This is a genomic window from Streptomyces sp. NPDC054794 (assembly GCF_053611585.1).
On sequence record NZ_JBSHAQ010000017.1, the window covers coordinates 83,623 to 105,465 of the forward strand.

Consider the following 21,843-nt stretch of genomic DNA (forward strand, 5'->3'; position numbering starts at 1 on the left):
TCCTCGGAGGCCCGGTGGTCATGTCAGGCCACCGCTGCCGTAGGGGGCGTACAGGTCGAGCAGCCGGACCCGGGAAGCGTGCAGCCGCTGAGCGACCACTCGCCCGACCCAGACCGCGATCGCCCGGCCGAACGCGGGGTCTTCGGCGCACTTCGCCCGGACGGCTTCCGCGTCGAACTCCCAGGCCCGCACCGGGCTCATCGCCTCGGCGCCCAGGTGCCAGATGTGCGGCGGGAAGTGCCAGGACCAGCCGACCAGTTCGTCGTGCCCGAGCGACTCGATGACGGCGGGACGGCGACCGGGCACATGCAGGTCGAGCGCGACGGTCCCGGTCCGGACGATCCAGAAGCGGTCGGCGCGCCGACCCTCCTCGAACAGGCGGGTCCCGGCGTCGAAGGAGACCTCGTGGGCGAGGCGCATCAGCTGTTCGCGGTGCTCGGCGGGCAGGGCCGTGGTCATGGTGGTGGCGGAGGTCATCGCACCGGCTCCCTTCATGCTTCTGCTTCCAGCGTGGGCGCGTCCGCGCCCCGCCGCCACGGCTCGCTCGGATCCGATCAGGACCCCTTCGGCCCATGGGACCCGGTATCCGCCGACCCGCACGCTGGAAACACCCTCCGTGGAGGGAGAGGCACCACGAGCCCCGCCCGGCACCGTCCTCGCGGAGCATGACCTTGATCCAAGGCGGCTGATCAGGCTGTGGAACCGCAGGGAGCCGACCATGACCCTGGAGGCGGCGCGCCCGACACGAGTCACACGGGCCGATTCACCGCCTCGATCGAGCCAGACACCCCCGGCGACTGGTCCGGCTGGCGGACTCGTGGCGGTCAGGGTTTCTGCTCCTCGTGTACAGCACTGGATTGGGGCCGGACGGCCCACGCGGCCAGCATGGCCGGAGGGGAAGGGCCGTGCACTTCTACCGGCCCTCTGCGAACCGCCCGTTTTCAGTGGCCACCCGGGCGACAGGGGGAGATAGGGGGCGATCAGGTATTACGCCGGGGTGAATGGCCCCGCACTCCGGGCCTACTGTGGGGCCAATGGCGTGCGCAAGGTACGCGCCTTCCAACAGCAGCGCTCCGTTGATCTTGGCATTCCCGCAACGAGAAACGGTGCTCGTGCCGCTCGGCAAGACGGCCGGCTGTACCTGGCAGGGGTGATCGGTGCGGCGACGTGACGATCGGCTGCCCCTGACGAGTTCTCTACCTCGTCATTCGGACACGGCAGCTGTAGTTCTTGATCAGACGGGCATCGTTGCTGTTCAGGAGGTTGCGTCAGCGGTGGACTACAACTGTTGGGACAGAGCTTGGGGGCTGCCTCGTCAGGGTTGACCCGCCCCGCTCGCACCGCGTCTTCACTCGAGGGCACACAACTCTGGCCAGGCGCAGCAGTGTGGCTGCATCATGCCTCTATGGCCGCTGGTAGACGTCTCCGATTGTTCGCATTCAAAGCCCTGTTGATGTGGGTGGCCTGCCTGGCGGGGGTCGCCTTGGCCGACGGAATCTACTGGGTCCAGCATCATCACCATCTCCCCGAGGCGTCGAGCATCCGCATCGCGATCGTCGGGACGGCGTTTGTGGCAATCGTGACCACCGTGGGCGCCGCGCATCGCACGAACCGCAGGAACCGCACTTAAAAAGGCACAACCGCTGGCCAGTTCTTCGCCCGGTGACACACCCCGGCGCAGCCACGGCAGCCCTAGTTCTTGATCGTTGGCTCGTCTGTGCTGGTCAGACGGTTATTGGGTTGCCTGCGGGTAGAGGTGCGCCACCGTGATCATGAACGTTTGTGACGACGTTTCAAGAAGCGGTGGCCGCGGAGGTCACGCTGGCCCAAGCCCTCTGGGACCGAGTGTTCAGGGCGGCGATGAACGTGATCGCGGGCTGTTTCACGTGACGTGAGACGCGTGCGACGGCCACCGAAATGATCGCCGGGCTGCTGGCGGAGGTAGACACACGGAACTGCTGGACGCTGGCCCGGGCACAGGGGCACCCGGGTCCGCACCGGCTGCAGCACCTGTTGTCCCGCGCCGGCACCGGTACACCGGCGAGCTGTCTTCTTCCGCTGCTGGACTCCCGAAGATGTCACCCTCGCCCAGCTGGTGGAGGTGATCTGCTGCAGGTGGCGGATCGAGGAGACCTTCCAGCTCGGCAAGACCTTCACCGGCCTGGACGAAGGACAGGTGACCTGTTGGAACTCCTGGATGCGCTGGTCGCTGTTCTCCCTCATCGCATCCGCCGTTCTCACCCTGACCGCCGCTGCCACCACCACGGCCCGCCCTGCTGAACCGGCCCGTCTCGTCCCGCTGACCTGCCCCGAACTCGTGCGGCTCCTACGGGCGTTCGTCCTCACACCACCTGTCCGAGACGCGGAACACGTCCTGCACTGGATGGCCTGGCGCCGCCACCATCAGGCCATCGCACAATCCTGCCACCAGCGCCGACACGCTCTCCAGGACCAGCCATGACCAGAACTACAGCTGCCGTGTCGGAGAATGTGGCTACAACGCGCACCACTGGCCCAGATCGCTGGGCGCCCCTGTCTGGATGAAGGTGCACACGCAGTTCCACGCGCGGTCGACGTTCAGGACGAAGTCGCCTGTGAACTCGGCTGGGTCGTCCCTGATCGGGACGTCGACCACGGTGTCAGAGGGGGTGGTGCCGTCTCCCACGAGAAGGGAGACGACCTCAGCGTCCCTGAACAGATGGACGACTGCGTGTTCACCGCGGAATCCGACGGTCAGCAGAGGATAGTCACTCTCCGGCAACCGAACCTGGAGGTACCCCTGACCGCGGGAACGCAGTTGGCTGAAGCAGGCCGATAGGTCTCCGGCCTCCGAACACCTCTCAACTACGGAAAAATATCCTGATTCCGGCGTTGTCGCCGCCCACATCACGCTCACCGGATCCCCCAAAAGTCATCGTTCCCGCCCCTCAAACGCCGACCACGATACGGCCCTCAGGATCGGGATGCATGATCGTGTTGCGAGCTCTCTCCAGGGCTGAGAAGGCAGTCAGCCATCCGCGGTCGCCGGTTTCCTCGGCCGGCTGGGGGTGGTGCCTTTCCGGGCGAGTCGCCTGGTCATGAGGGTGACGGCTGCCCAGGTGATCAGTCTCGTCCTCGATGGCCGCCAGGATCCGGTGCACCGTCCAGGACACGGCCAAGGCGCACCGCACGTCGTCTGAGGGGCGCGTCGCACCGTTTTGCCGCGCAGGCGAGACGGCACAGCGGACAACAGCGATGTCCCGGACATGGCTACGTCGAGCGGGGCTGGGCTGTCGGGATCCTTGAGGTGAAGAACAGTGCCACGGCAGAAGCGAATGCGAGGATCGCGAGCGCAGCGCGCAGGCCGTCCAGCCTGGCGTCGGCGTTCGCCTCCAGGGTGATCTGGGCAATTTCCTCATTCGTGCCTGCTTTGTCGAGAGCGGTCTTGAGCTGGGCGTCCGACATGAAAGTCACACCACTCTGCAGTTGGATGGTCGCCTGGTTCTTCACCTTGGCCGGGACAGCCGGATTCTGCTCGACGTCGGCCACGAACGAAGATGTGAGCACGGCGATCAGAATCGATCCCGCCAGTGCCGTGCCGATGGAGGAGCCAAGGTTGGTGACGGCGTTCTGCACGCCGCCGACTTCCGCGCTCTGTTCGTCCGGCACTGCGGAGACGGTGACAGCCCCGAGCTGGGACGCCTGCGCGCCCATACCGACCCCGATGAGCAGGAGGGGGAGAGTGACAATTTCCGCCCCGGCGCCCTCGTCGAGGGCGGCCATCAGGACCACCGCGCCGAACAACATCGCGATGATCCCAAGCCGAACCACCCGCCTCGGTGAGACGTCCGGGAGGAGACGTGGGATGAGGGTCGCGGCTGCCACCAAAGTCAGTGAAAGCGGCAGCAGTCGCGCGCCGGTCGCCAGTGCGGACAGACCCAGAGCGACCGACAGATAGAGCGGTACGACGAAGAACACACCCATCAGGACGAGGTACTGGAAGAAGAACATGGTGAGACCGCCTGTGAGCTGCTTGTTGTGCAGCAGAGCCGGGTCGATGAGAGGCTCCCTGTGCTGCTCCACGAGGCGGGTCTCCCAGCCGGCGAAGAGCCAGACCAGAAACAGTCCCGTCAGCATCAGCCACACAACCAGCGAGACTCCGAGCCACGACGGTGCGTCGGGCTTCGGCCGGAACCAGCCCCACTCGTCCGAGCGGAGCACGCCGTAGACGAAGGTCCCGAGTCCGAGCGCGGACAGCGCGGTGCCGATCAGATCGATGTGCGGGCGTTTGCCGCTCGATACGTCAGCGATACGGCGAGCGAGCAACAGGATGCCGATTACCACCGGGACCTCACCGGCGAACACCCATCGCCAGGAAAAGTAGGTCGCGGCGAAGCCCCCGATGAGCGGTCCGAGCGCGATCGCCACGGCACCCGCGGCCGCAACAAGCCCGTAGGCGGCGGGACGTCGTTCCGCGGCGAAGTTACCGGCCACAAGCGCCACAATCGCGGGCAGGATGAGCACCGCCCCGATGCCCTCGAGGAATGACCAACCGAACACCAGAACGGGCAGATTCGGTGTGAGCGCCGTGGTGAGGGAGCCGCATCCGTAGATACAGCAGCCAATCATGAACGCGCGCTTGCGACCGATCAGCGCCCCGACCTTGCTGCCGGGAATCATGAACATCGCCATCACGAGCGTGTAGGCCGTGATAGTGCCCTGGATCCCGGTCACCGTCGTGCCCACGTCGTCGGCTACGGTTGCAATCGACACGTTCATGACGGAGCTGTCGAGCGCCATCAGGAACTGACCGGCCGCAAGTGTCCACAGGACGAGCGTCGCCCTTGCCGAACTCTCGGCAGTGCCAGTCCCGGGTGTCATGCGCGAAGCATGTCAGCTGCCCTGGAGACCGATCCTCGACCACGCCAGGAGATCAACCGCTTGGCGGGCATGAAGCAGGCGAAACCGTTCCGGGCGAAAGCCGCCCGCCCTGGCCCTCAGACCCACTGCACCTCGGAGACGATCTGCGAGGCTTTCGGCCAGGTCCCGGCAGCCGCGTCCGGGAGGAAGTCGACGGCGCGGACGGGCGAGGACGTGAAGCACCGACAGCGCTCGTGTGACGAGGACCTCCGGCGAGCCCTGCGGAGTTATGCGGGCCAGTGGACCCTGTTCATCAGCTTCGTGACTCTGCTCGCAGACAGGATCCACACGATGCCCCGGACTGCTTGCGGTGCGGGCGACCGCGGTTGCCGGGCCCTGGCTGTGGTGATCTACTCGGTAGTAAGTCCGGAGTCGTGAAGCACCCTGTCTGATGCCCGACGAAGCACGGCGAACGATGCGAACGTCGGCCCGCAGGCAGGAGGTCTGGACCGTGTGGCCCACGGAGTCGGCTGTCCGGCCAGCGACGGTGAGACGTCGCGGTGTCCAACGACGGGAGGTGAGCGCGGAAATGACCTCTGGAGCCACGATCAACCGTCCCGCGCAGCGACTGCGCGACCAGCTCACAGGAGTGGCATCGAACATCGGCCAGGCGGCGACGGCGACGGGCAGGGCTACGGCGGACGCCGTGCGCCACCCACGAGCTGCGGTCGGACGCGCCCGCGAGGCATCGCAGGCGCTGACGCTGATGTGGGAGTCGGTGAAGCCGGTGCTGACCGGCCACGTCAGCGACTGGCGCCGAGAATACGCTTACACACTAGGGGAACAGGCCTTTGTCTATGGGTTCCCGTACATCTACAACGCCCGGCTCCGCCACCGGTGGGTGAACCAGAAGCCCGACACCGATGCGACACCGTACGCCGCCGTCAACCACTTCTGGCACGCCCGCAAGCTCTTCGACGCCTCCGACCGGGAGGGCCTTTCCCCCAACAACGACACCGTGTACTCGTTCGCCTGGGTCGACCTGAGCGAGGAACCCGTCATCCTCTCGCACCCGGACATGGGCGACCGCTACTTCACCTTCGAGCTGGTCGGCGTCACCTCCGACAACTACGACTACGTGGGACAGCGCGCCACCGGCTCGCACGCCGGTGATTTCGCGCTCGTCGGACCAGGATGGACAGGGGACCTCCCCGACGGGGTGCACCGCACAGCGACCGCCCCCAGTCCCTGGATCGTGATCATTGGCCGGACCCTCGTCGAAGGCGAGCACGACCTTGCGCACGTTCATGCACTTCAGCGCCGGTACCGGTTGACGCCGCTCCACCTTTTCGGCAAGGAGGGAGCGCACGTCCCGCAACGCCGCGACGTACTGGAACCGATCGACGCGGCAGAAGATCCTCTCGGGCCGTGGAAGACCCTGAACGCGATGCTGGCCGAGAATCCGCCACCCCGGCACCACGAGGTGCTGCTCAAGCAGTTCGCCGAGATCGGTATCGGGCCCGGACTCGATGTCGAGGCCCAGCCCGAAGCCGTCAAGCAGAGCCTGATCCGGGCGGCGACGACCGGTGTACCGATGCTCGAACAGCAACTGCTCAGTGGCGAATGGGCCCATGTCATCAACGGCTGGCGCTACCCGCCACCACAGATGGGACGGTTCGGGGACGACTTCCTGAGGCGAGCCGCGGAGCAGTCCCTTGTCGGCGTCGCCGTCAACGATCCCGAGGAAGCAGTCTACTTGGCCGCCTTCCACGACGCGGACGGCAGCAAGCTGTCCACGGGCCGCTACGAACTGCGCTTCGAATCAGGGGGCATGCCCCCCGTTGATGCCTTCTGGTCGCTGACCACCTACGGGGAGGACAGGAACTTGGTGCCCAACCCGATCGGCCGTTACTCCATAGGCGACCGCACCCCGGGACTGCTCACCGACGAAGACGGAAGCTTGACCATCCACCTACAGCCGGAGTCCCCAGGTCCCGCCCGTGAGCCCAATTGGCTTCCCACACCCGGACAGGGCATTTGGTACATCGGCTTGCGCATGTATCTGCCCCAACCCGACGTCATCGATGCACGTTGGGAGTGCCCGCCGATCAACCGCGTCGGCTGACGGCACGCGGATGGTGACAGCACTGTGGTCTTCCGTGGGTGAGGGCCTACTGGATTCGGTGGGGACTGCGACGTCTACCGCCGACCGCAGGAGGCCCTCATGTGGCGGTGAACTGACCGCTACCGCCTGCTCGGATGGGCCAGCATGTACAACCGCTCCAGCCACCCCCACCACTCACCACGCAAGACCCCGGCCTCTTTCGAGCAGCAGGTGGTGCGCCTGCGGCAACAGCACCGGATCGGGCCGCTCCGGCTGACGGTGCGAACCGGCATGGCCGCCTCTGGAGACGGGGCGCACCGCTACTCCCGCACCGGCCATCTCCTGGCGCAGTTGCCGGGTGGGCATTTCGCGGTGGGCGCGAAGGCGGCTCCAGACACGGCCCGCGCCGTGGCAGCAGGAGTCGAAGGTCTGGTTGCCGGTGATGCCGGTCACGACGTACGAGGCGGTTCCCATCGTGCCGGGCACGAATACCGGCTGGCCGAACGGGCGCAGGGCGTCCGGCAGCGCGGTCCACCTGCGCGGTGAGCAGGCGCACCCCGCACGAAATGTCGAGGCCCCCCTCTGGGCGAGATGACTCCGCCGTGGTCGACGTCGGTCGCGGCCACGCCGCCGATCGGGAAGCCATAGCCCCAGTGGATGTCGGGCATGGCATACGAGGCGCGCACGATGCCCGGAAGGGTGGCCACATTGGCCACCTGCTGAAGCGCCTGATCGCCGGCCTCGTTCGGGAGCAGCTCGCGTGGGGCGAGGACGACTCCGGGCACGCGCATGGCGCCGGCCTGTTCGATGCGGAACCGCCAGGGTCCGTCCGCCACCAGATTGATGTCCATCTCGGTGCCGCCTTCTCGACGAGGCATCCCAGCGCCGGATGCCTGGAACCTGGAAGGTGCGTCACACATCCGGCGTCACCCGGCAGACCCACCCGTGCGAGCCCTGGGCCAGGTCCAGTCCGTGCAGCGCGACGGCCTTGGGTACGGCACCGGTCGGCGTTGCCGTCGAGCCATCGGCCATCGGCCATCGGCCATCGGCCATCGTGAATCGCACGCGCACCCCGCCCGGCTCCGGCGTCACCGCGACGTCCGTGGGCAGCTCGCCCACAGCGTCCATGCGGTAGATGACTTCCTCGAGCACGGCGACCAGGAGCCGGCCGTCGTCCTTGGCGGACACCATGCACTCTCGGTCAACGCCGCAGGCGCCTGCAGGCAGGTCGGCAAAGCTTTCGACCACTCCCCGCACCGCTTCCGCGATGCACTCCTCGCGTGTCGGCGCCCACGCTTCGACCCGCAGATCACCAGTGTGCGGAAGGCTGCGACGACCGCGCGACGACCAGAGGATGGTTGGTGTGTCGGCCGCATTCGCCGGCGTCCTCGTTGCCATGCTGGTGGCCAGGTGGATGCGCGGATGCTGCCCAGCCGAGGGGCCATCTGGATGCTGTGAGGTGGCCGGCCGCTGTCGAGCGATGCACGTCCTTCGCCGCAGGGTCGTCTCAGGGATGACTGATCCATGGACGGTGGCCCGCACGCAGGCGCCGAGTTGAGAAGGGAACAGACGCATGAGTACGTCCGTGCGCGGGCGCGATTGGCGCTGGGCTGGATGTCACACCTGCCAGATGGCCCTGGACCTAGCGGCGGACCAGGCGGCCCTTCGTCGTCCGCCGCTGTATGGCATGTGAAAGGAGTGGAGTACGCCCTGATGAAATCTCCTCTGGAGATCGACGGAGCTGCCTACTCCGGATCCGGCATGATCGTTCGGGGAGCCGTGGCATACGCAGCGGTGACGGGGACCGCGGTTCGTCTGCGGCATGTTCGGGCCCGCCGACCACGTCCGGGGCTGCGGCCTCAGCACCTTCGCGCGGTCGAGGCCGTACGCGCGCTGGTCGGCGGGACCGTCGAGGGGGCATCGCTGGGCTCGCAGGACTTGACCTTCTGCCCCGGTCGGTGCCAGCCACGAGGCCAGTACACGTTCGACGTGGGGACATCGGGGTCGGCCACGGCGCTGTCCCTTGCCCTGCTGCCCGTCCTCGCCACCTCTCACGAGCAGCCAGTCCGTGTCCAGCTCATCGGTGGACTGTTCCAGGACCGGGCCCCCTCCGTCTTCCATCTGCAGCACGTACTCGCTCCGCTGCTCGACCGCATGGGAATTGCGGTCACTGTCACGCTGGTCAGGCCCGGTTACGTGCCCAGCGGCGGCGGTGTGCTGCAACTCGAGGTTTGGCGCGAAGGCCCTCTCGCACCTCTGGAGGCGGAGCGGCCCGGGCCGGTGCGCGCGGTGTGGGGCATCGCACTCGCCTCCCATCTGCAGGAACGTCGGGTGAGCCGACGTATGGCCGACAGCGCCCGAAAGGTCTTCGCCCGGGCCGGATACGAAGCCCGCATCGATGAGCGTGACGACACCAGCGCCCTCCAGCCGGGTGCCGGTCTCGCGCTGTTTGCGGACCTGACTGGCGGGTGGCGGCTGGGGGCGGACGGCGCCGGAGCCCGCGGACGTCCGGCCGAGACGATCGGGCAGGCCACCGCGGAGCGCCTGCTGGACGACCTACGTACTGGTGCCGCACTCGACCGTTTCGCCTCCGACCAGGTCATCATGTTCACCGCGCTGGCTCCAGGCCGCAGCCGTGTGCGGCTGGCCGAAGTGACCGACCACGTTCGTACCGGAGTCTGGCTGACAAACCTATTCGGCGTGGCACAGGCCACCCTGGACGGACGTCTTCTCGTCGTCGAGGGCGGCGGAACTGCTGGCGAGCGGTCCTGATTCAGGTGCCACCAGGTGGGGCGGTGTGCAACTGATCTGTCCAGGCACCCTGGCCGACCTTCAGGCTGCCGACAAGGCTCCGCATCCCTGGGAGCCGACGAGACGAGTCGCACCGTGCGCTCCGTCCCGGGTGGGTTCAAGCTGGAGACAGATCTCCATACGGGCACTGGTTCCACTCACGCCCGGGTCGGCGGCACCCGTGGTCGGAAACCGTGACACGTCACCGTCTGTGACATATTTCATCACGATGCGTGAAGGTAAGGGAGAGCAATCATGCGGGTGGGAGTGCTGACCGGGGGCGGCGACTGCCCCGGTCTCAATGCGGTGATCCGCAGTGTGGTACGCAAAGGCGTACAGGAGTACGCCTGGAAGTTCGTCGGGGTTGTCGACGGGTGGGGTGGTGCGGTCAAGGACGTGACCATGCCCTTGGACGTCCAGGCCGTGCGCGGCATCCTTCCACTTGGTGGCACGATTCTCGGCTCCTCTCGCACCAACCCTCTGCGGCTTGAAGAGGGCATCGACCGCATCAAGAACACTCTCGGCGCGCACAGGATCGATGCTCTCGTGGTCATCGGCGGCGAGGACACGCTCAGCGTCGCAACCGCACTGTCCGATGCCGGGGTCAACCTGGTCGGCGTGCCCAAGACCATCGACAACGACGTGAGCGGCACTGATTACACCTTCGGCTTCGATACTGCCGTCAGCATCGCGACGGAGGCCATCGACCGCCTGCACACCACCGCGGAGTCCCATAAGCGCACACTTGTTGTCGAAGTGATGGGACGCCACTCCGGGTGGATCGCTCTGCATGCAGGCGTCGCCGGGGGCGCGAACGCCATCCTCATCCCGGAAGTGGAGTTCGATCTCGATCAGGTGTGCGCCTGGGTTGAGAAGCGCTTTGAGATCAACTACGCGCCCATTGTCGTCGTGGCGGAGGGAGCTGTTCCCAAGGCGGGGCAGATGGTGGTCAAGGACGAGTCGCGCGATGAGTTCGGGCACGTGCGTCTGTCCGGGATCGGTGACTGGCTGGCCCGGCAGGTCGAGCACCGCACCGAGAAGGAGGCCCGCACGACGGTTCTTGGTCACGTGCAGCGTGGTGGCACGCCGAGCGCGTATGACCGGTGGCTCGCCACGCGCTTCGGTCTGCACGCCGTGGACGCGGTCAAGGACGGCGACTTCGGCACGATGATGGCTCTGCGCGGCACGTGCATCACACGTATCCCGCTCGCTGACGCGACGAAGGCGACCAAGCGCGTTCCCCAAGAGCTGTACTCGGAGTTCGACGTCTTCTTCGGCACCTGACGCTGCCACGTGGTGCGTCACACATGCGGAACGACGGCCACTGGGCAGCGAGAGTGATGCAGGACGGCGTGGGCCACGGGGCCCAGCCGCCGCTCAGCCGCCCGCGGGCTCGAGCGCCGGCCCAGGACGAGCAGATCGGCCCGTTGGGAGGCGTGCACCAGGGCGTAGGCCGGATGGAGGAGAACGACATCGGGCAGCACCGGGACTCCCGCATACTTGTCCTGCCAGCCTTGCAGCACGTCGGACAGGCGTTGGACTTCCTCGTCCTCCCACGCCGCCCGGTCTTCTTCCGGCACTCCGTGCGCACTCCACGGAGCGATGCCGGAGAGGGACCACGCGTACAGAGCACGCAACCGAGCGCCGCGGAGCTGAGCGGCGCCGAACGCGAAGTCCAGAGGCGGCCCGACCGCGTGCCGCACGTCGGTGCCCACGCACACCTCGGCATTGTGTGCTGCCGCGGCCGGGTTCCCGGGCACGATCGTGACGGCGCAGGAGGCGGTGCTCGCCGTCGCGAGCGCCGTCGAGCCCACGGCGAGGCCGTCGAACCCGCCTTCCCCCCGAGCCCCGACGACAAGGAGTTCGGCCGTCTCGGAGACCGAGAGCAACGCGGCCGCGGCCGCATCGGCAATCTGTACGCCGCTCATCGCCACGCGGGGATACCGACTGGCAAGGTCGATCTTCGCGTGCTGGAGCAGTTCCTCGCCGGTCTGCTGCCATGTCAAGGCAACGGGCCCATCGGTGGAGTCACGGGCGGGGGCAGGCGCGGCGTGCACGAGACGCAGCTGAAGGCCTCGAAGAGCCGCCTCCCTGGCGGCCCACTCGGCCGCGACGAGACTTTCTCGGGATCCGTCGATCCCGACTACGACAGAGCGGGTCATCATGTACTCCTTCCCGGCGCTGCCTCGTGACCATTGTGAATGTGGAACCGCGGTAATACCCCCCGAGACGGTGAGCGGCGTCGACTCACAGCGAAGACGCAGGGTTGAGGGGCACGCACTGCGGTCCAACGACGGCGTACCGGACGCTGCCTTCGATCCGGTACACGTTGCCAAACGGCCCTGCCGGATTTTTCCCCCGCGCCTCGCCGGTTCTGGTTGGCGACGGTGGGGCCGCGCTGCTGCCCGTTCTGACTTTCCTGACCCCACCGGTCCCCGGCTCGGCCCGTCCGGGGTGCCGGCGGTCGACTTGCTCGCTGCTGTGGGTATGGGTACCGCCCTCGTGGGCGGGCTGGTTCGGCGCTGGCCGCAGCCCTCGCGGCGGCGCTGCTCGCCGACTACTACTTCACTGCGCTCCTTCACTCGCTGCGCTTCGAGCATGGCGTGGACGTCCTCGCTCTGGCGGGCTGCGTCATCCCCGCCGTCTTGGCAGGCGCGGTCGCCGACGCGGCGCCCGGCGCACTCGGCAAGCCCCAGACGAGACGTTCGCCGCACGTGGGCCGTTCGGCCTCGACGAAGGACCCGACCGGTCTGCAGGGTGGCAGCCCCACGCGGATGATGGACAGGGAGCCCGCGACGCGGCCGCACGGACTGTGGCACGTCCTGCTGCCCGCATGTGTGCGGCCGCCTCCAGCGGCATTCCACAGGACAGGAGAGGCGGAGACCATGACCGACATCCAAGAGCTGCTGGGCGACGAGGCCAAGGACCTGCTGACGCACTCCGCCCAGGGGATCCCGGGGGAGGACCTAGTACTACCTGGCCCCGACTTCGTCGACCGTGTCGTGGCCGGCACCGACCGCTCGCCCCGGGTGCTGCGCAACCTGCAGTCACTCTTCGACCACGGCCGGCTGGCCGGCACCGGATACGTCTCGATCCTGCCGGTCGACCAGGGAATCGAGCACTCCGCGGCGTCGGCGTTCGCCCCGAACCCCCGCTACCTCGACCCCGCGAACATCGTCGAACTCGCCATCGACGGCGGCTGCAACGCGGTGGCCAGCACACTCGGTGTACTCGGCGCCGTGTCGCGGCGCTACGCGCACCGAATCCCCTTCATCGTCAAGCTCAACCACAACGAGCTGCTGACCTACCCGAACCACTACGACCAGATCCTGTTCGGCGATGTCGAGCAGTGCTTCGGCCTCGGCGCGGTAGGCGTCGGCGCCACGGTCTACTTCGGCTCGGAACAGTCGGACCGCCAGCTGCGGGAGGCCAGCGAGGTCTTCGCCCGAGCCCATGAACTGGGCATGGTCACGGTGCTGTGGTGCTATCTGCGCAACTCGGCGTTCAAGAAGAACGGGGTGGACTACGCGGTGTCCGCCGACCTCACCGGCCAGGCCAATCATCTCGGCGTGACGATCGAGGCCGACATCGTCAAACAGAAACAGGCGGAGAACAACGGTGGCTACCGCGCGCTGGGCTTCGGCAAGACCCACCCGCTGCTGTACGACAGGCTCACCACCGACCACCCGATTGACCTCACGCGCTGGCAGGTCGCCAACTGCTACATGGGCCGCGTCGGCCTGATCAACAGCGGCGGCGCCTCGGCCGGCCAGGGGGACCTGGCCCAGGCGGTACGCACCGCGGTGATCAACAAGCGGGCCGGCGGCACCGGCCTCATCACCGGCCGCAAAGCCTTCCAGCGCCCCACCGCCGAGGGCATCGAGCTCCTGCACGCCGTCCAGGACGTCTACCTCGACGAGAGTGTGACCGTCGCCTGACGGGGGGCGTGGCCGGACGCCCGGCGCCGGTGCCCAGGACGCAATGTCCTGTGCGCCGGGCGCGACCCGCCGATGTCGGTCACGGGCGTCTCGGTGTGCCTCAGCCCGGCGTCGCCCCACCGATGCGGACGGGGCATCCGGCGGGCCGTTCGGCCCAGGCAATTGCCCACGCTCACGGCCGAGCCGCTGCTGCCTGCGGCGGAGAGGCGACAGGTTGTACAGGCCCTCGGGGAACAGGCGGTAACACTGAACGAGATGGCCCCTGACGAGCACTACGGCTGACGGCCTGACCAGGGCAAACGGATGCTCCGGTGGTTGCAGTCCTGATTGCGTTCACCCTCGTCGGGCAACGTCCACCGCCGTGTCGGCGAACCATTCCGTCGTAGGGCAGAACGCCCGCGAGCTACACCGAACACCCGGACGAATGTTGTGCGGAGAGCGGCTGCCACATCAACCCGCGTCGGCGGGGTTACGGTCGGGCGGATTCGCGGCGGCATCTGCTCAGTGCCTTCGTAGACGCCGCGTATGCACCGGACAGCCTCACTCGCTCTCGGCGTGTTGACGGCTCAGAGCAGTGCAGTGCCCTTCGGTCATGTCCGCCGGAGTGGTGTAACGACGGCCACTCGGTGATCTCGTTTTGAGGCTATGCAGTGAGTTTGGTGGGCAGGCCGGTCTCGTCGGTTTCTGACTCGATCGGATGGAGGCGGACCTTGGCCAGGAGATCGCGGCCCATGTAGCGGCGGGCCTCGGTCCACACGTCGTTCTGCTCGGCCGGCACCGCGCAGACCAGGCGGATCAGGGCACACCTCGGGTGGCCGACCGCACCCAGCTGGGGCACGCCGTCGGACGCCTCGACACCCGCCTTGATCCACGTCTCGGCGTCGACGCGCACCATCAGGCCCGCCTGGGCGTAGAGCGTCTCGAAGTCCGCGAGGAAGGCGACTTCGGTTGCGCCGTCCTACGGGAAGGCGTGGATCAGGGCGTGTCCGTCGGTCACTGTGCGCTGGGGGTCGTTCAGCCAGGTGCTCTCGCGCCAAAGAACCGTGCCGTGCTGATCCAAGTGTCCTCCTTGGCCTGTGACTCGCTCTCAGACATGCCGACCGTCGGAAGCACCCTCGCGCCCGTTCCGAGGGGTGGGGGGCGGGGCTGTGGTGGCCCGGGGAATCAAGTGTGTGGGGAGGACGAGGTGTTGCTTGTGGTCCGCGTCGGATTCATGGATGAGCTTCAGGGCCAGTTCGCCGGCCAGGCGGCCCATGTCCGAGGGTGACTGGGCGACCGTGGACAGGTCTGTCCACTGGGCTATCTGATGGTCGTCGAAACCTATGACGGAGATCCGCTCGGGCACCTGGATCTGGGCCTTGCGCAGGAAGTAGATGACGGCGATGGCCAGCTCGTCCATCTCGGCGAAGATCGCAGTGGGCGGCTCCCTCAGGCTCAGCAGCTTCCCGACCCCCTCCGTGATGTCCCGCTTGTCCTCGAACGACATGGTGACCACCAGGTCGTCGTCCAGCGGGATGCCCGCCTCGGTGAGCGCCTGCTGGTAGCCGAGCAGTCGTTCGCGCGAGCTGAAGCAGAAGCCGCTGGCGCCCAGGGTCGGTGCGAAGGCGATCCTGCGGTGCCCGAGATTGAGCAGGTGCCGGGTGGCCTTGCAGGCTCCGGCCACGTCGTCGACGTACACGCTCGGGCGGCCTGCGGCGTGCTGGCTGACGTAGATGACCGGCATGCCGAGGTGGTCCAGCCGCAAGGTCTCCTCTTCGGTGAGGTCGAACCCGAACACCGCCAGCGCGTCGGCGTTCCGCCGTGCCGGGAGGCGCTCGAAGAACGCGGTGCGCTCGGCCATGTCGGGTATCACGTAGACGGACAGCTCCATGCCGGCCGCGCGCAGCAGCGGGCCCAGGCTGGACAGTGCCGACCCCATGAACCATGAGTTGAGGGTGGGCACGAGTGCAGCTACGACCCCGGTCTTGCCCGTGACCAGGCTCGCGGCCTGTCGCGAGACCGCGAAGTTCAGCTCACGAGCGGCCTCTTCGACCCGAGCGCGGACCTCCGGCGAGACGGTGGGCAGGCCGCGCAGGGTGCGCGAGACAGTTGATGGGGAAACCCCTGCCCGTTCGGCGACGTCGGCCATCGTGGGGAGCCGTTGAGCGGATGACATGAGCGGAAGTTAGCACAGATCCGCTCGTCTGCTCACTACCCTGTGACAGCGCTGTCTCAAGGCTCGATTCATTCCTCTTTGTATGTATTTACCCTCAAAATATAGTGTGCGGTTCATCTAAATCTGCCTTTGCTACCGGCAAGTTACGCATTGACTTCGCACAGGTGCGCTCCTAGCGTGCAAGCGTTGTCTCGACGGGATCGGCCCCGTTTCCGGGTAGCCGTCCGCTGGCTCATTGAGCAGCACTTTTCATTCCCGCAACGTCGTGACAGCACTGTCAGCCGCTGCTTCGGTTTCGCACGACCAGGAGAAAGACAGTGAAGACCAGGACCACAAGAGCCCTTCAGTGTTCGGCAACGCTTGCCACCGCCGGACTTCTCCTCAGTGCCTGCGGCTCGTCCGGGGGCAGTGACTCCGGGGAGCAGGCCGGGAACACGTCGTTCCAGGGCCGTGGCCCCATCACGTACGTGGCCGGCAAGGACACCTCCGGCGTGGTCCCGAAGGTCATCGCCCGCTGGAACAAGCTGCACCCGAAGGAGAAGGTCACCTTCATCCAGCTGCCGACGGACGCGGACTCGCAGCGCCAGCAGATGATCCAGAACGCGGAGACGAAGTCCGACGCCTACACGGTGCTCTCCCTCGACGTCGTGTGGACGTCGGAGTTCGCCGCTCACCAGTGGATCGACCGCCTGCCCGAGAGGCAGTTCCCGCTGCAGGACATGCTCAAGCCGGTGGTGGAGACGGCGAAGTACCGCGGCAACCTGTACGCGGCTCCGGCGAGTTCGGACGGCGGAGTCCTTTACTACCGCACCGACCTCCTGAAGAAGGCCGGAGTCACCAAGCCTCCGACCACGTGGCCGGAGATGACGGCCGACTGCGCCAAGGTGAAGAAGCTGCCCGAGGCCAAGGACATGTCCTGCTACGCCGGCCAGTTCCAGAAGTACGAGGGCCTCACGGTGAACTTCGCCGAGGCCGTGAACTCCGCGGGCGGTGTCGTCACCGACGCGAACGGCAAGCCCGACGTCGACACCTCAGAGGCGAAAAGGGGCCTGGACTTCCTCGCCGGCTCCGTCAAGGACGGCACGATCCCCAAGGAGGCCATCACCTACCAGGAGGAGGACGGCCGGCAGGCGTTCCAGTCCGGGAAGCTGATATTCCTGCGCAACTGGCCGTACGTGTACTCGCTGGCCCAAAAGGCCAAGGTTGCGGGCAAGTTCGCCGTCGCACCTCTGCCCGGCCTGAACGGACCCGGTTCCTCCAGCCTGGGCGGCCACAACCTGGCCCTGTCGTCCTTCGCCAAGAACAAGGCCACGGCCCTGGACTTCATGAAGTTCTTCAGCAGTGAGGACAGCGCGAGCACGTTCCTCAAGGACGCCTCCCTCGCCCCACCGTACGCGGACCTGTACGGCGACCCGTCGCTCGTCAAGCAGTACCCGTACCTGCCCGTCCTGAAGGAGTCCATCCTGCGGGCCGTGCCGCGTCCGCGGGTCGTGCAGTACGGCGATGTGACATCGGCGATCCAGCAGGAGGCCTACGCCGCTCTGACCGGCAGCAAGAGCAGCGCGCAGGCGCTGAAGGACCTGCAGAACGACCTGCAGAAGTCCACGGCGCAGTGAGGAGCGGGGCCATGGCCGACACCAAGACCCCGCCCGACACTGCGGCGGACGAGCCCGGCAGCCCGGTCGGCAGTCCTTCAAGGCAGTCCTCCAGGCCGACGAAACGTCGCCGCACGCGAACCAGGGCGACCGAGGGCTCGGGGCGGATGGCGGCGCTGCTGGTGTCGCCGACGCTCCTGGTGCTGTCGATCGTCGTGCTCTATCCGACGGTGATGGCGCTGAAGGAGTCGCTGTACGGGACCAAGGGGCTGGACCCGAAGACCGGCTTCATCCGTACCAGCGAGCCGTTCGTCGGGCTGAAGAACTACACCGAGGTCTTCGGCGCAGCCGGGGACCGGTTCTGGAACGCCTTCTGGAACACCACCTTCTTCAGCGTCGTCACGGTGGGGCTGGAGACGGTGATCGGTGTGGCCATGGCCCTGATCATGCACAAGGCGTTCCGGGGGCGGGCCCTGGTACGGGCCGGCATCCTCGTGCCCTGGGCGGTCCCCACGGCCATCTCCGCCCTGCTGTGGCGCTGGATCTTCAACAGCAACGGCATCGCCAACGCCGTCATCGGCCACCAGATCCTGTGGACCACCGAAGGCTTCCATGCCAAGGTCGCGGTGATCATCGCCGAAGTGTGGAAGACCGCCCCCTTCATCGGCCTGCTGGTCCTGGCCGGCCTCCAGGTGATTCCCAAGGAGGTCTACGAGGCGGCCCGGATCGACGGGGCGAGCGCCCTGCGCCAGTTCTGGCACATCACCCTGCCCCTGGTGAAGCCCGCGCTGCTGGTGGCGGTGTTGTTCCGGTGCCTGGACGCGCTGCGGATGTTCGACCTGCCGTACATCCTCATCGGCGCGCAGAAGAACTCGGTGGAAACCCTGTCCATGCTCGCGCAGAACGAGGCCTCCAACGTCCGCTTCGGACCGGCCTCCGCCTACGCGGTGCTCCTCTTCCTCTACGTCTTTCTCATCGCGCTCGCCTTCGTCCGGCTGCTCGGCGCCGACCTCGTCGGCGGCGGCGCACGCGGCAGGGAAGACAGCAACAGGCGCCGGCGTATCACGGCGCCGCGCCGTGCGGAGGTGACGGTATGACCATCACCACGAAATGGAGAAGTCGGCTGTTGTACGGGGGCGTTGCCACGGTAGTGGCCTACTGCCTGGCCCCGTTCTACTGGATGCTGGTCTCCAGCCTGCGGCGCACCTCGGACATCTTCGACACCTCGCTGCTTCCCTCCCGGCTGTCGCTCGAGAACTATCGGGCGGTGTTCAACCCGTCCCAGGGGTTCACACGCGCGCTGCTCAACAGCCTGATCGTCGCCGGCATCACCACCGTACTGGCGTTGCTGCTGGCCACTTTCACCGCCTATGCGATGGCTCGGCTGGAGTTCCGTTTCAAGCGTCTGATCCTCACGCTGATCATCGCCACCTCGATGTTCCCGGTGGTGTCGATCGTGGTCCCCCTGCTGAAGCTGTTCACGGACATCGGCTGGATCAACACCTATCAGGCCATGATCGTGCCGAGCATGTCGTTCGCGCTCCCGCTGGCGGTGTGGAACCTGACCACGTTCTTCCGGCAGATGCCGGACGAGCTGGAGCACGCCGCAATGATCGACGGCTGCACCCGGGGCCAGGCCTTCCGCAAGATCATCATTCCGCTTGCCGCACCGGGCATCTTCACCACGGCGATCATCACCTTCATCGCCGCCTGGAACGAGTTCCTCATCGCCTTGTCGATGACGAACAAGCCGGTCATGCAGACGGCACCGGTCGCCATCTCCAAGTTCTCCGGCGCCACCCAGTTCGAGACCCCGTTCGGCAGCCAGATGGCAGCAGGAGTCCTGGTCACCGTCCCTCTGGTGGTCATGGTGCTGCTCTTCCAGCGCCGCATCGTCGCCGGACTCACCGCCGGCGCAGCGAAGTAGACATCGGGCGGCACGCCGTCCTTCCCCCATCTTCCAAGGGAGTAACGCAGCAGTATGTCCGGTACCGCACCGTGGTGGCGCAGCGCCGTCATCTACCAGGTCTACATCCGCAGTTTCGCCGACGGAAACGGTGATGGCGTCGGTGACATCGCCGGCATCCGCTCCCGCCTGCCCTATCTCAAGTCGCTCGGCGTCGACGCCATCTGGATCAACCCGTGGTACAAGTCGCCTATGGCGGACCACGGTTACGACGTGGCCGACTACCGCGAGATCGACCCGCTGTTCGGCTCGCTGGCCGAGGCCGAGCAACTCATCGAGGAGGCGCACCGGCACGGAATCCGCGTCATCCCCGACATCGTGCCCAACCACACCTCAGACCGGCACTCCTGGTTCCAGGCGGCTCTGGCCGCCGGACCGGGCAGTCCCGAGCGAGAGCGCTACGTATTCCGGCCAGGCCGCGGGCCCGACGGCGCCGAACCACCCAACGACTGGGTTTCGTGCTTCGGTGGCCCGGCCTGGACCCGACTGCCCGACGGGGACTGGTACCTGCACCTGTTCGCCCCCGAGCAGCCGGACCTCAACTGGGAACACCCCGAGGTGCGGTCCGAGTTCGAGTCGGTACTGCGGTTCTGGTTCAGTCGGGGCGTGGACGGCTTCCGTATCGACGTCGCCCACGGACTCGCCAAGGATCCCGAACTGCCCGACCTGCCGCCCCGCCAGGAGCCGGCCCGGCTGGGTCCGCTCGTCTCCCGCGACCCCGCTCAGGAGCAGCCCCGGCAGCACGTCGATCACCCCCACTGGGACCGCGACGAGGTGCACGACATTTACCGCGCCTGGCGCAAGGTGGCCGACGAGTTCCCCGGCGACCGGTCCTTCGTCGCCGAGGCCTGGGCCGACACCCCCGAGCGGCTCGCCACCTACGTCCGCCATGACGGCCTGCACACCGCCTTCAACTTCGACTTCCTGATGTCGAGTTGGAACGCGAAGGACCTGCGTGCCGTCATCGACGACTCCCTTGCCATGCTCGGCGCGGTGGGCGCACCGGCCACCTGGGTGCTCTCCAACCACGACGTGATGCGCCACCCCAGCCGCTACGGCCGCAAAACGGTCAAGCGGTGGATGGCCAACGAGCCCTACCGGCCGGAAGGCCCCCTGGACCTGGAACTGGGCACCCTGCGCGCCCGCGCCGCCGCCCTGTTGATGCTCGCCCTGCCCGGCGGCGCGTACATCTATCAGGGCGAGGAGCTCGGCCTGCCCGAGGTCGAGGACCTGCCCGAGGCGGTGCTGCAGGACCCCATCTGGGAACGGTCCGGACGCTCCGACCGCGGGCGCGACGGCTGTCGGGTACCGATCCCTTGGACCGGCCATAGCGCCCCGTTCGGCTTCAGCCCCGAGGACGCTTCGGCCGCCCCGTGGCTGCCGCAGCCGGCGGGCTGGGGGGAGCGGAGCGTGGCGGCACAGACCGGGGACGAGACGTCCATGCTGGAGCTGTACCGCACAGCCCTGCGCCTGCGCCGCGCACACCCCGCTCTCGGCGACGGCAGCTTGACGTGGCTGGATGCCCCCACTGGAGTCCTCACCTTCCGACGCGAACCGGGTTTCGTCGCCGCGGTCAACCTGGCATCCACGCCCTACCGGCTCCCCGACCACACCACGGTCCTGCTCGCCAGCGGCACCGTGGAGGGCGGCCTGCTCGCCCCGGACGAGGCAGTCTGGCTCGGCGTGTAGCAGTTCACCTGTCCGACAGGGCCTGTCGGGAACCTTGGGCCACTGGAGTGCGATGGGAAGCGCGATGAGGGGGCACTGTGGCCAAGGTCAATATCAGTCTCGACGCCGAACTCGTGGCGGAAGTGATGGTCCTGGCTGGGATCGGCTCGCCCCAGGACGCGGTCGAGGCGGTCGTGCGGGACTACGTCGCCCGTGGGACGACAAGCCCGGTGTCCACGCACGCGTCGGAGGCCAGTACGCCCGCCCCGCCCGCGTTGCTGACGATGGCGACCCTCCTACCGTGGGGCAACGGCTGCGCGTACAAGAGGGCGGCGGTATCCAGGAACGCGGTGACGCCCGCCGTGAGCAGGAGGGTGGCCACACCACGGTGGTGCCGGCCGTCGGCCACGGCCACCGAGATGTCTGCCGCGCAGCCGTCCGGCAGGGCCTCGTACTCGGCCAGACCCACGAGCTGCCCGTCGCACTCGGCGGCCGGCGCGCGGTATCCGGGGCGTTCGCCTCTGGCCACCCGCTCGGCGGCCAACCGGGCGGAGGCGGGGTTCGCGGGGAAGAACCGCAACCGCCGGTTCTGCGGTGACATTTCCTCGTACAGCCGCTGCACTCTCACGATCCTCCGGACCCGCCGGCGGTATACGAACGGTGCTTCCGTCGGCCAGCAGGGCATGCACCGGGACTTCCTGGATGCCGGTCATCACGAGCTCTCCCTCCGGACGATCCCGACTTCAGCGTCCGGCGGCGGGTTCCAGCTGCACAATGGCTGACCGGGC

The 21,843-nt window shown here is 67.4% G+C and carries 16 protein-coding genes and 6 pseudogenes; 11 read left to right on the top strand and 11 right to left on the bottom strand.

Annotated features, from left to right (window positions below; translation table 11 throughout):
• Window positions 1-18 precede the first annotated feature (18 nt).
• Window positions 19-477, bottom strand: coding sequence for a cyclic nucleotide-binding domain-containing protein (locus tag ACWGKT_RS19790; protein ID WP_453274689.1), 459 nt, complete (start codon window positions 475-477; stop codon window positions 19-21).
• A gap of 1,305 nt (window positions 478-1,782) precedes the next feature.
• Here ACWGKT_RS19790 and ACWGKT_RS19795 point away from each other — a divergent pair.
• Window positions 1,783-2,461: pseudogene (locus ACWGKT_RS19795) on the top strand (hypothetical protein).
• A gap of 33 nt (window positions 2,462-2,494) precedes the next feature.
• Here ACWGKT_RS19795 and ACWGKT_RS19800 read toward each other — a convergent pair.
• Window positions 2,495-2,665: a hypothetical protein gene (locus ACWGKT_RS19800; protein ID WP_453274690.1), complete on the bottom strand. Its 171-nt coding sequence runs from the start codon at window positions 2,663-2,665 to the stop codon at window positions 2,495-2,497.
• Between the two features lie 584 nt (window positions 2,666-3,249).
• A complete protein-coding gene (locus tag ACWGKT_RS19805; RefSeq protein WP_453274691.1) occupies window positions 3,250-4,860 on the bottom strand; it encodes an MFS transporter in 1,611 nt (536 codons plus the stop codon).
• Between the two features lie 757 nt (window positions 4,861-5,617).
• Here ACWGKT_RS19805 and ACWGKT_RS19810 point away from each other — a divergent pair.
• Together ACWGKT_RS19810 and ACWGKT_RS19815 are read left to right on the top strand one after the other, a co-directional pair.
• Complete coding sequence (locus tag ACWGKT_RS19810; protein ID WP_453274692.1) at window positions 5,618-6,964, top strand: DUF1254 domain-containing protein; 1,347 nt, start codon at window positions 5,618-5,620, stop codon at window positions 6,962-6,964.
• Window positions 6,965-7,081: 117 nt separating this feature from the next.
• A pseudogene (locus ACWGKT_RS19815) lies at window positions 7,082-7,264 on the top strand (IS481 family transposase); the annotation flags it as partial.
• Window positions 7,265-7,303: 39 nt separating this feature from the next.
• Here the strand turns inward: ACWGKT_RS19815 and ACWGKT_RS19820 are convergent.
• From ACWGKT_RS19820 to ACWGKT_RS19830, 3 genes and pseudogenes are all read right to left on the bottom strand, one after another.
• Window positions 7,304-7,468 (bottom strand): annotated as a pseudogene (locus ACWGKT_RS19820) (RtcB family protein); the annotation flags it as partial.
• Window positions 7,393-7,794 carry an RtcB family protein gene (locus ACWGKT_RS19825; RefSeq protein ID WP_453274693.1) on the bottom strand — a complete coding sequence of 134 codons (402 nt, stop codon included), beginning with the start codon at window positions 7,792-7,794 and terminating at the stop codon, window positions 7,393-7,395. The pseudogene ACWGKT_RS19820 and the gene ACWGKT_RS19825, both read right to left, overlap by 76 nt.
• A gap of 61 nt (window positions 7,795-7,855) precedes the next feature.
• Complete coding sequence (locus ACWGKT_RS19830) at window positions 7,856-8,341, bottom strand: archease (RefSeq protein WP_453274694.1); 486 nt, start codon at window positions 8,339-8,341, stop codon at window positions 7,856-7,858.
• A gap of 315 nt (window positions 8,342-8,656) precedes the next feature.
• Between ACWGKT_RS19830 and rtcA the strand changes: the two genes are divergently transcribed.
• Together rtcA and ACWGKT_RS19840 are read left to right on the top strand one after the other, a co-directional pair.
• Complete coding sequence (gene rtcA, locus ACWGKT_RS19835; RefSeq protein ID WP_453274695.1) at window positions 8,657-9,715, top strand: RNA 3'-terminal phosphate cyclase; 1,059 nt, start codon at window positions 8,657-8,659, stop codon at window positions 9,713-9,715.
• 273 nt (window positions 9,716-9,988) lie between these two features.
• Window positions 9,989-11,017, top strand: a complete 1,029-nt coding sequence (locus tag ACWGKT_RS19840) for a 6-phosphofructokinase (RefSeq protein ID WP_453274696.1) — start codon at window positions 9,989-9,991, stop codon at window positions 11,015-11,017.
• 17 nt (window positions 11,018-11,034) lie between these two features.
• On the opposite strand, the gene ACWGKT_RS19845 is transcribed toward ACWGKT_RS19840, so the two are convergent.
• A complete protein-coding gene (locus ACWGKT_RS19845) occupies window positions 11,035-11,895 on the bottom strand; it encodes a universal stress protein (protein ID WP_453274697.1) in 861 nt (286 codons plus the stop codon).
• A 723-nt stretch (window positions 11,896-12,618) separates the two neighbouring features.
• On the opposite strand from ACWGKT_RS19845, the gene ACWGKT_RS19850 reads away from it, so the two are divergent.
• Window positions 12,619-13,671, top strand: a complete 1,053-nt coding sequence (locus ACWGKT_RS19850; protein WP_453274698.1) for a class I fructose-bisphosphate aldolase — start codon at window positions 12,619-12,621, stop codon at window positions 13,669-13,671.
• Window positions 13,672-14,314: 643 nt separating this feature from the next.
• Here the strand turns inward: ACWGKT_RS19850 and ACWGKT_RS19855 are convergent.
• The 3 genes and pseudogenes from ACWGKT_RS19855 to ACWGKT_RS19865 all read right to left on the bottom strand — a co-directional run.
• Window positions 14,315-14,479, bottom strand: a pseudogene (locus ACWGKT_RS19855) (IS256 family transposase); the annotation flags it as partial.
• 18 nt (window positions 14,480-14,497) lie between these two features.
• Window positions 14,498-14,608, bottom strand: a pseudogene (locus tag ACWGKT_RS19860) (DUF1349 domain-containing protein); the annotation flags it as partial.
• Window positions 14,609-14,758: 150 nt separating this feature from the next.
• Window positions 14,759-15,826 (bottom strand): LacI family DNA-binding transcriptional regulator, encoded by a 1,068-nt coding sequence (locus tag ACWGKT_RS19865; RefSeq protein ID WP_453274699.1) that lies wholly within the window; start codon window positions 15,824-15,826, stop codon window positions 14,759-14,761.
• A 467-nt stretch (window positions 15,827-16,293) separates the two neighbouring features.
• Here ACWGKT_RS19865 and ACWGKT_RS19870 point away from each other — a divergent pair, with 467 nt between their 5' ends.
• From ACWGKT_RS19870 to ACWGKT_RS19890, 5 genes and pseudogenes are all read left to right on the top strand, one after another.
• Complete coding sequence (locus tag ACWGKT_RS19870) at window positions 16,294-17,442, top strand: ABC transporter substrate-binding protein (RefSeq protein WP_453274700.1); 1,149 nt, start codon at window positions 16,294-16,296, stop codon at window positions 17,440-17,442.
• A gap of 11 nt (window positions 17,443-17,453) precedes the next feature.
• Window positions 17,454-18,518, top strand: a complete 1,065-nt coding sequence (locus ACWGKT_RS19875) for a carbohydrate ABC transporter permease (protein WP_453274701.1) — start codon at window positions 17,454-17,456, stop codon at window positions 18,516-18,518.
• Window positions 18,515-19,348 (top strand): carbohydrate ABC transporter permease, encoded by an 834-nt coding sequence (locus ACWGKT_RS19880; protein WP_453274702.1) that lies wholly within the window; start codon window positions 18,515-18,517, stop codon window positions 19,346-19,348. Before ACWGKT_RS19875 ends, ACWGKT_RS19880 begins: the two co-directional genes overlap by 4 nt.
• A 54-nt stretch (window positions 19,349-19,402) precedes the next feature.
• On the top strand, window positions 19,403-21,076 hold the full coding sequence (locus tag ACWGKT_RS19885; protein WP_453274703.1) for a glycoside hydrolase family 13 protein: 1,674 nt from the start codon (window positions 19,403-19,405) through the stop codon (window positions 21,074-21,076).
• A 77-nt stretch (window positions 21,077-21,153) separates the two neighbouring features.
• A pseudogene (locus tag ACWGKT_RS19890) lies at window positions 21,154-21,315 on the top strand (type II toxin-antitoxin system VapB family antitoxin); the annotation flags it as partial.
• Here ACWGKT_RS19890 and ACWGKT_RS19895 read toward each other — a convergent pair.
• Window positions 21,258-21,740: a GNAT family N-acetyltransferase gene (locus ACWGKT_RS19895; protein WP_453274704.1), complete on the bottom strand. Its 483-nt coding sequence runs from the start codon at window positions 21,738-21,740 to the stop codon at window positions 21,258-21,260. The pseudogene ACWGKT_RS19890 and the gene ACWGKT_RS19895 overlap by 58 nt on opposite strands.
• Window positions 21,741-21,843 lie beyond the last annotated feature (103 nt).

Coding starts and splice junctions, on each gene's coding strand:
- ACWGKT_RS19790 (WP_453274689.1), bottom strand. CDS start 477: ATGACCTCCGCCACCACCATGACCACGGCCCTGCCCGCCGAGCACCGC.
- ACWGKT_RS19805 (WP_453274691.1), bottom strand. CDS start 4,860: ATGACACCCGGGACTGGCACTGCCGAGAGTTCGGCAAGGGCGACGCTC.
- ACWGKT_RS19825 (WP_453274693.1), bottom strand. CDS start 7,794: ATGGACATCAATCTGGTGGCGGACGGACCCTGGCGGTTCCGCATCGAA.
- ACWGKT_RS19830 (WP_453274694.1), bottom strand. CDS start 8,341: ATGGCAACGAGGACGCCGGCGAATGCGGCCGACACACCAACCATCCTC.
- rtcA (WP_453274695.1), top strand. CDS start 8,657: ATGAAATCTCCTCTGGAGATCGACGGAGCTGCCTACTCCGGATCCGGC.
- ACWGKT_RS19840 (WP_453274696.1), top strand. CDS start 9,989: ATGCGGGTGGGAGTGCTGACCGGGGGCGGCGACTGCCCCGGTCTCAAT.
- ACWGKT_RS19845 (WP_453274697.1), bottom strand. CDS start 11,895: ATGACCCGCTCTGTCGTAGTCGGGATCGACGGATCCCGAGAAAGTCTC.
- ACWGKT_RS19850 (WP_453274698.1), top strand. CDS start 12,619: ATGACCGACATCCAAGAGCTGCTGGGCGACGAGGCCAAGGACCTGCTG.
- ACWGKT_RS19865 (WP_453274699.1), bottom strand. CDS start 15,826: ATGTCATCCGCTCAACGGCTCCCCACGATGGCCGACGTCGCCGAACGG.
- ACWGKT_RS19875 (WP_453274701.1), top strand. CDS start 17,454: ATGGCCGACACCAAGACCCCGCCCGACACTGCGGCGGACGAGCCCGGC.
- ACWGKT_RS19880 (WP_453274702.1), top strand. CDS start 18,515: ATGACCATCACCACGAAATGGAGAAGTCGGCTGTTGTACGGGGGCGTT.
- ACWGKT_RS19885 (WP_453274703.1), top strand. CDS start 19,403: ATGTCCGGTACCGCACCGTGGTGGCGCAGCGCCGTCATCTACCAGGTC.
- ACWGKT_RS19895 (WP_453274704.1), bottom strand. CDS start 21,740: ATGCCCTGCTGGCCGACGGAAGCACCGTTCGTATACCGCCGGCGGGTC.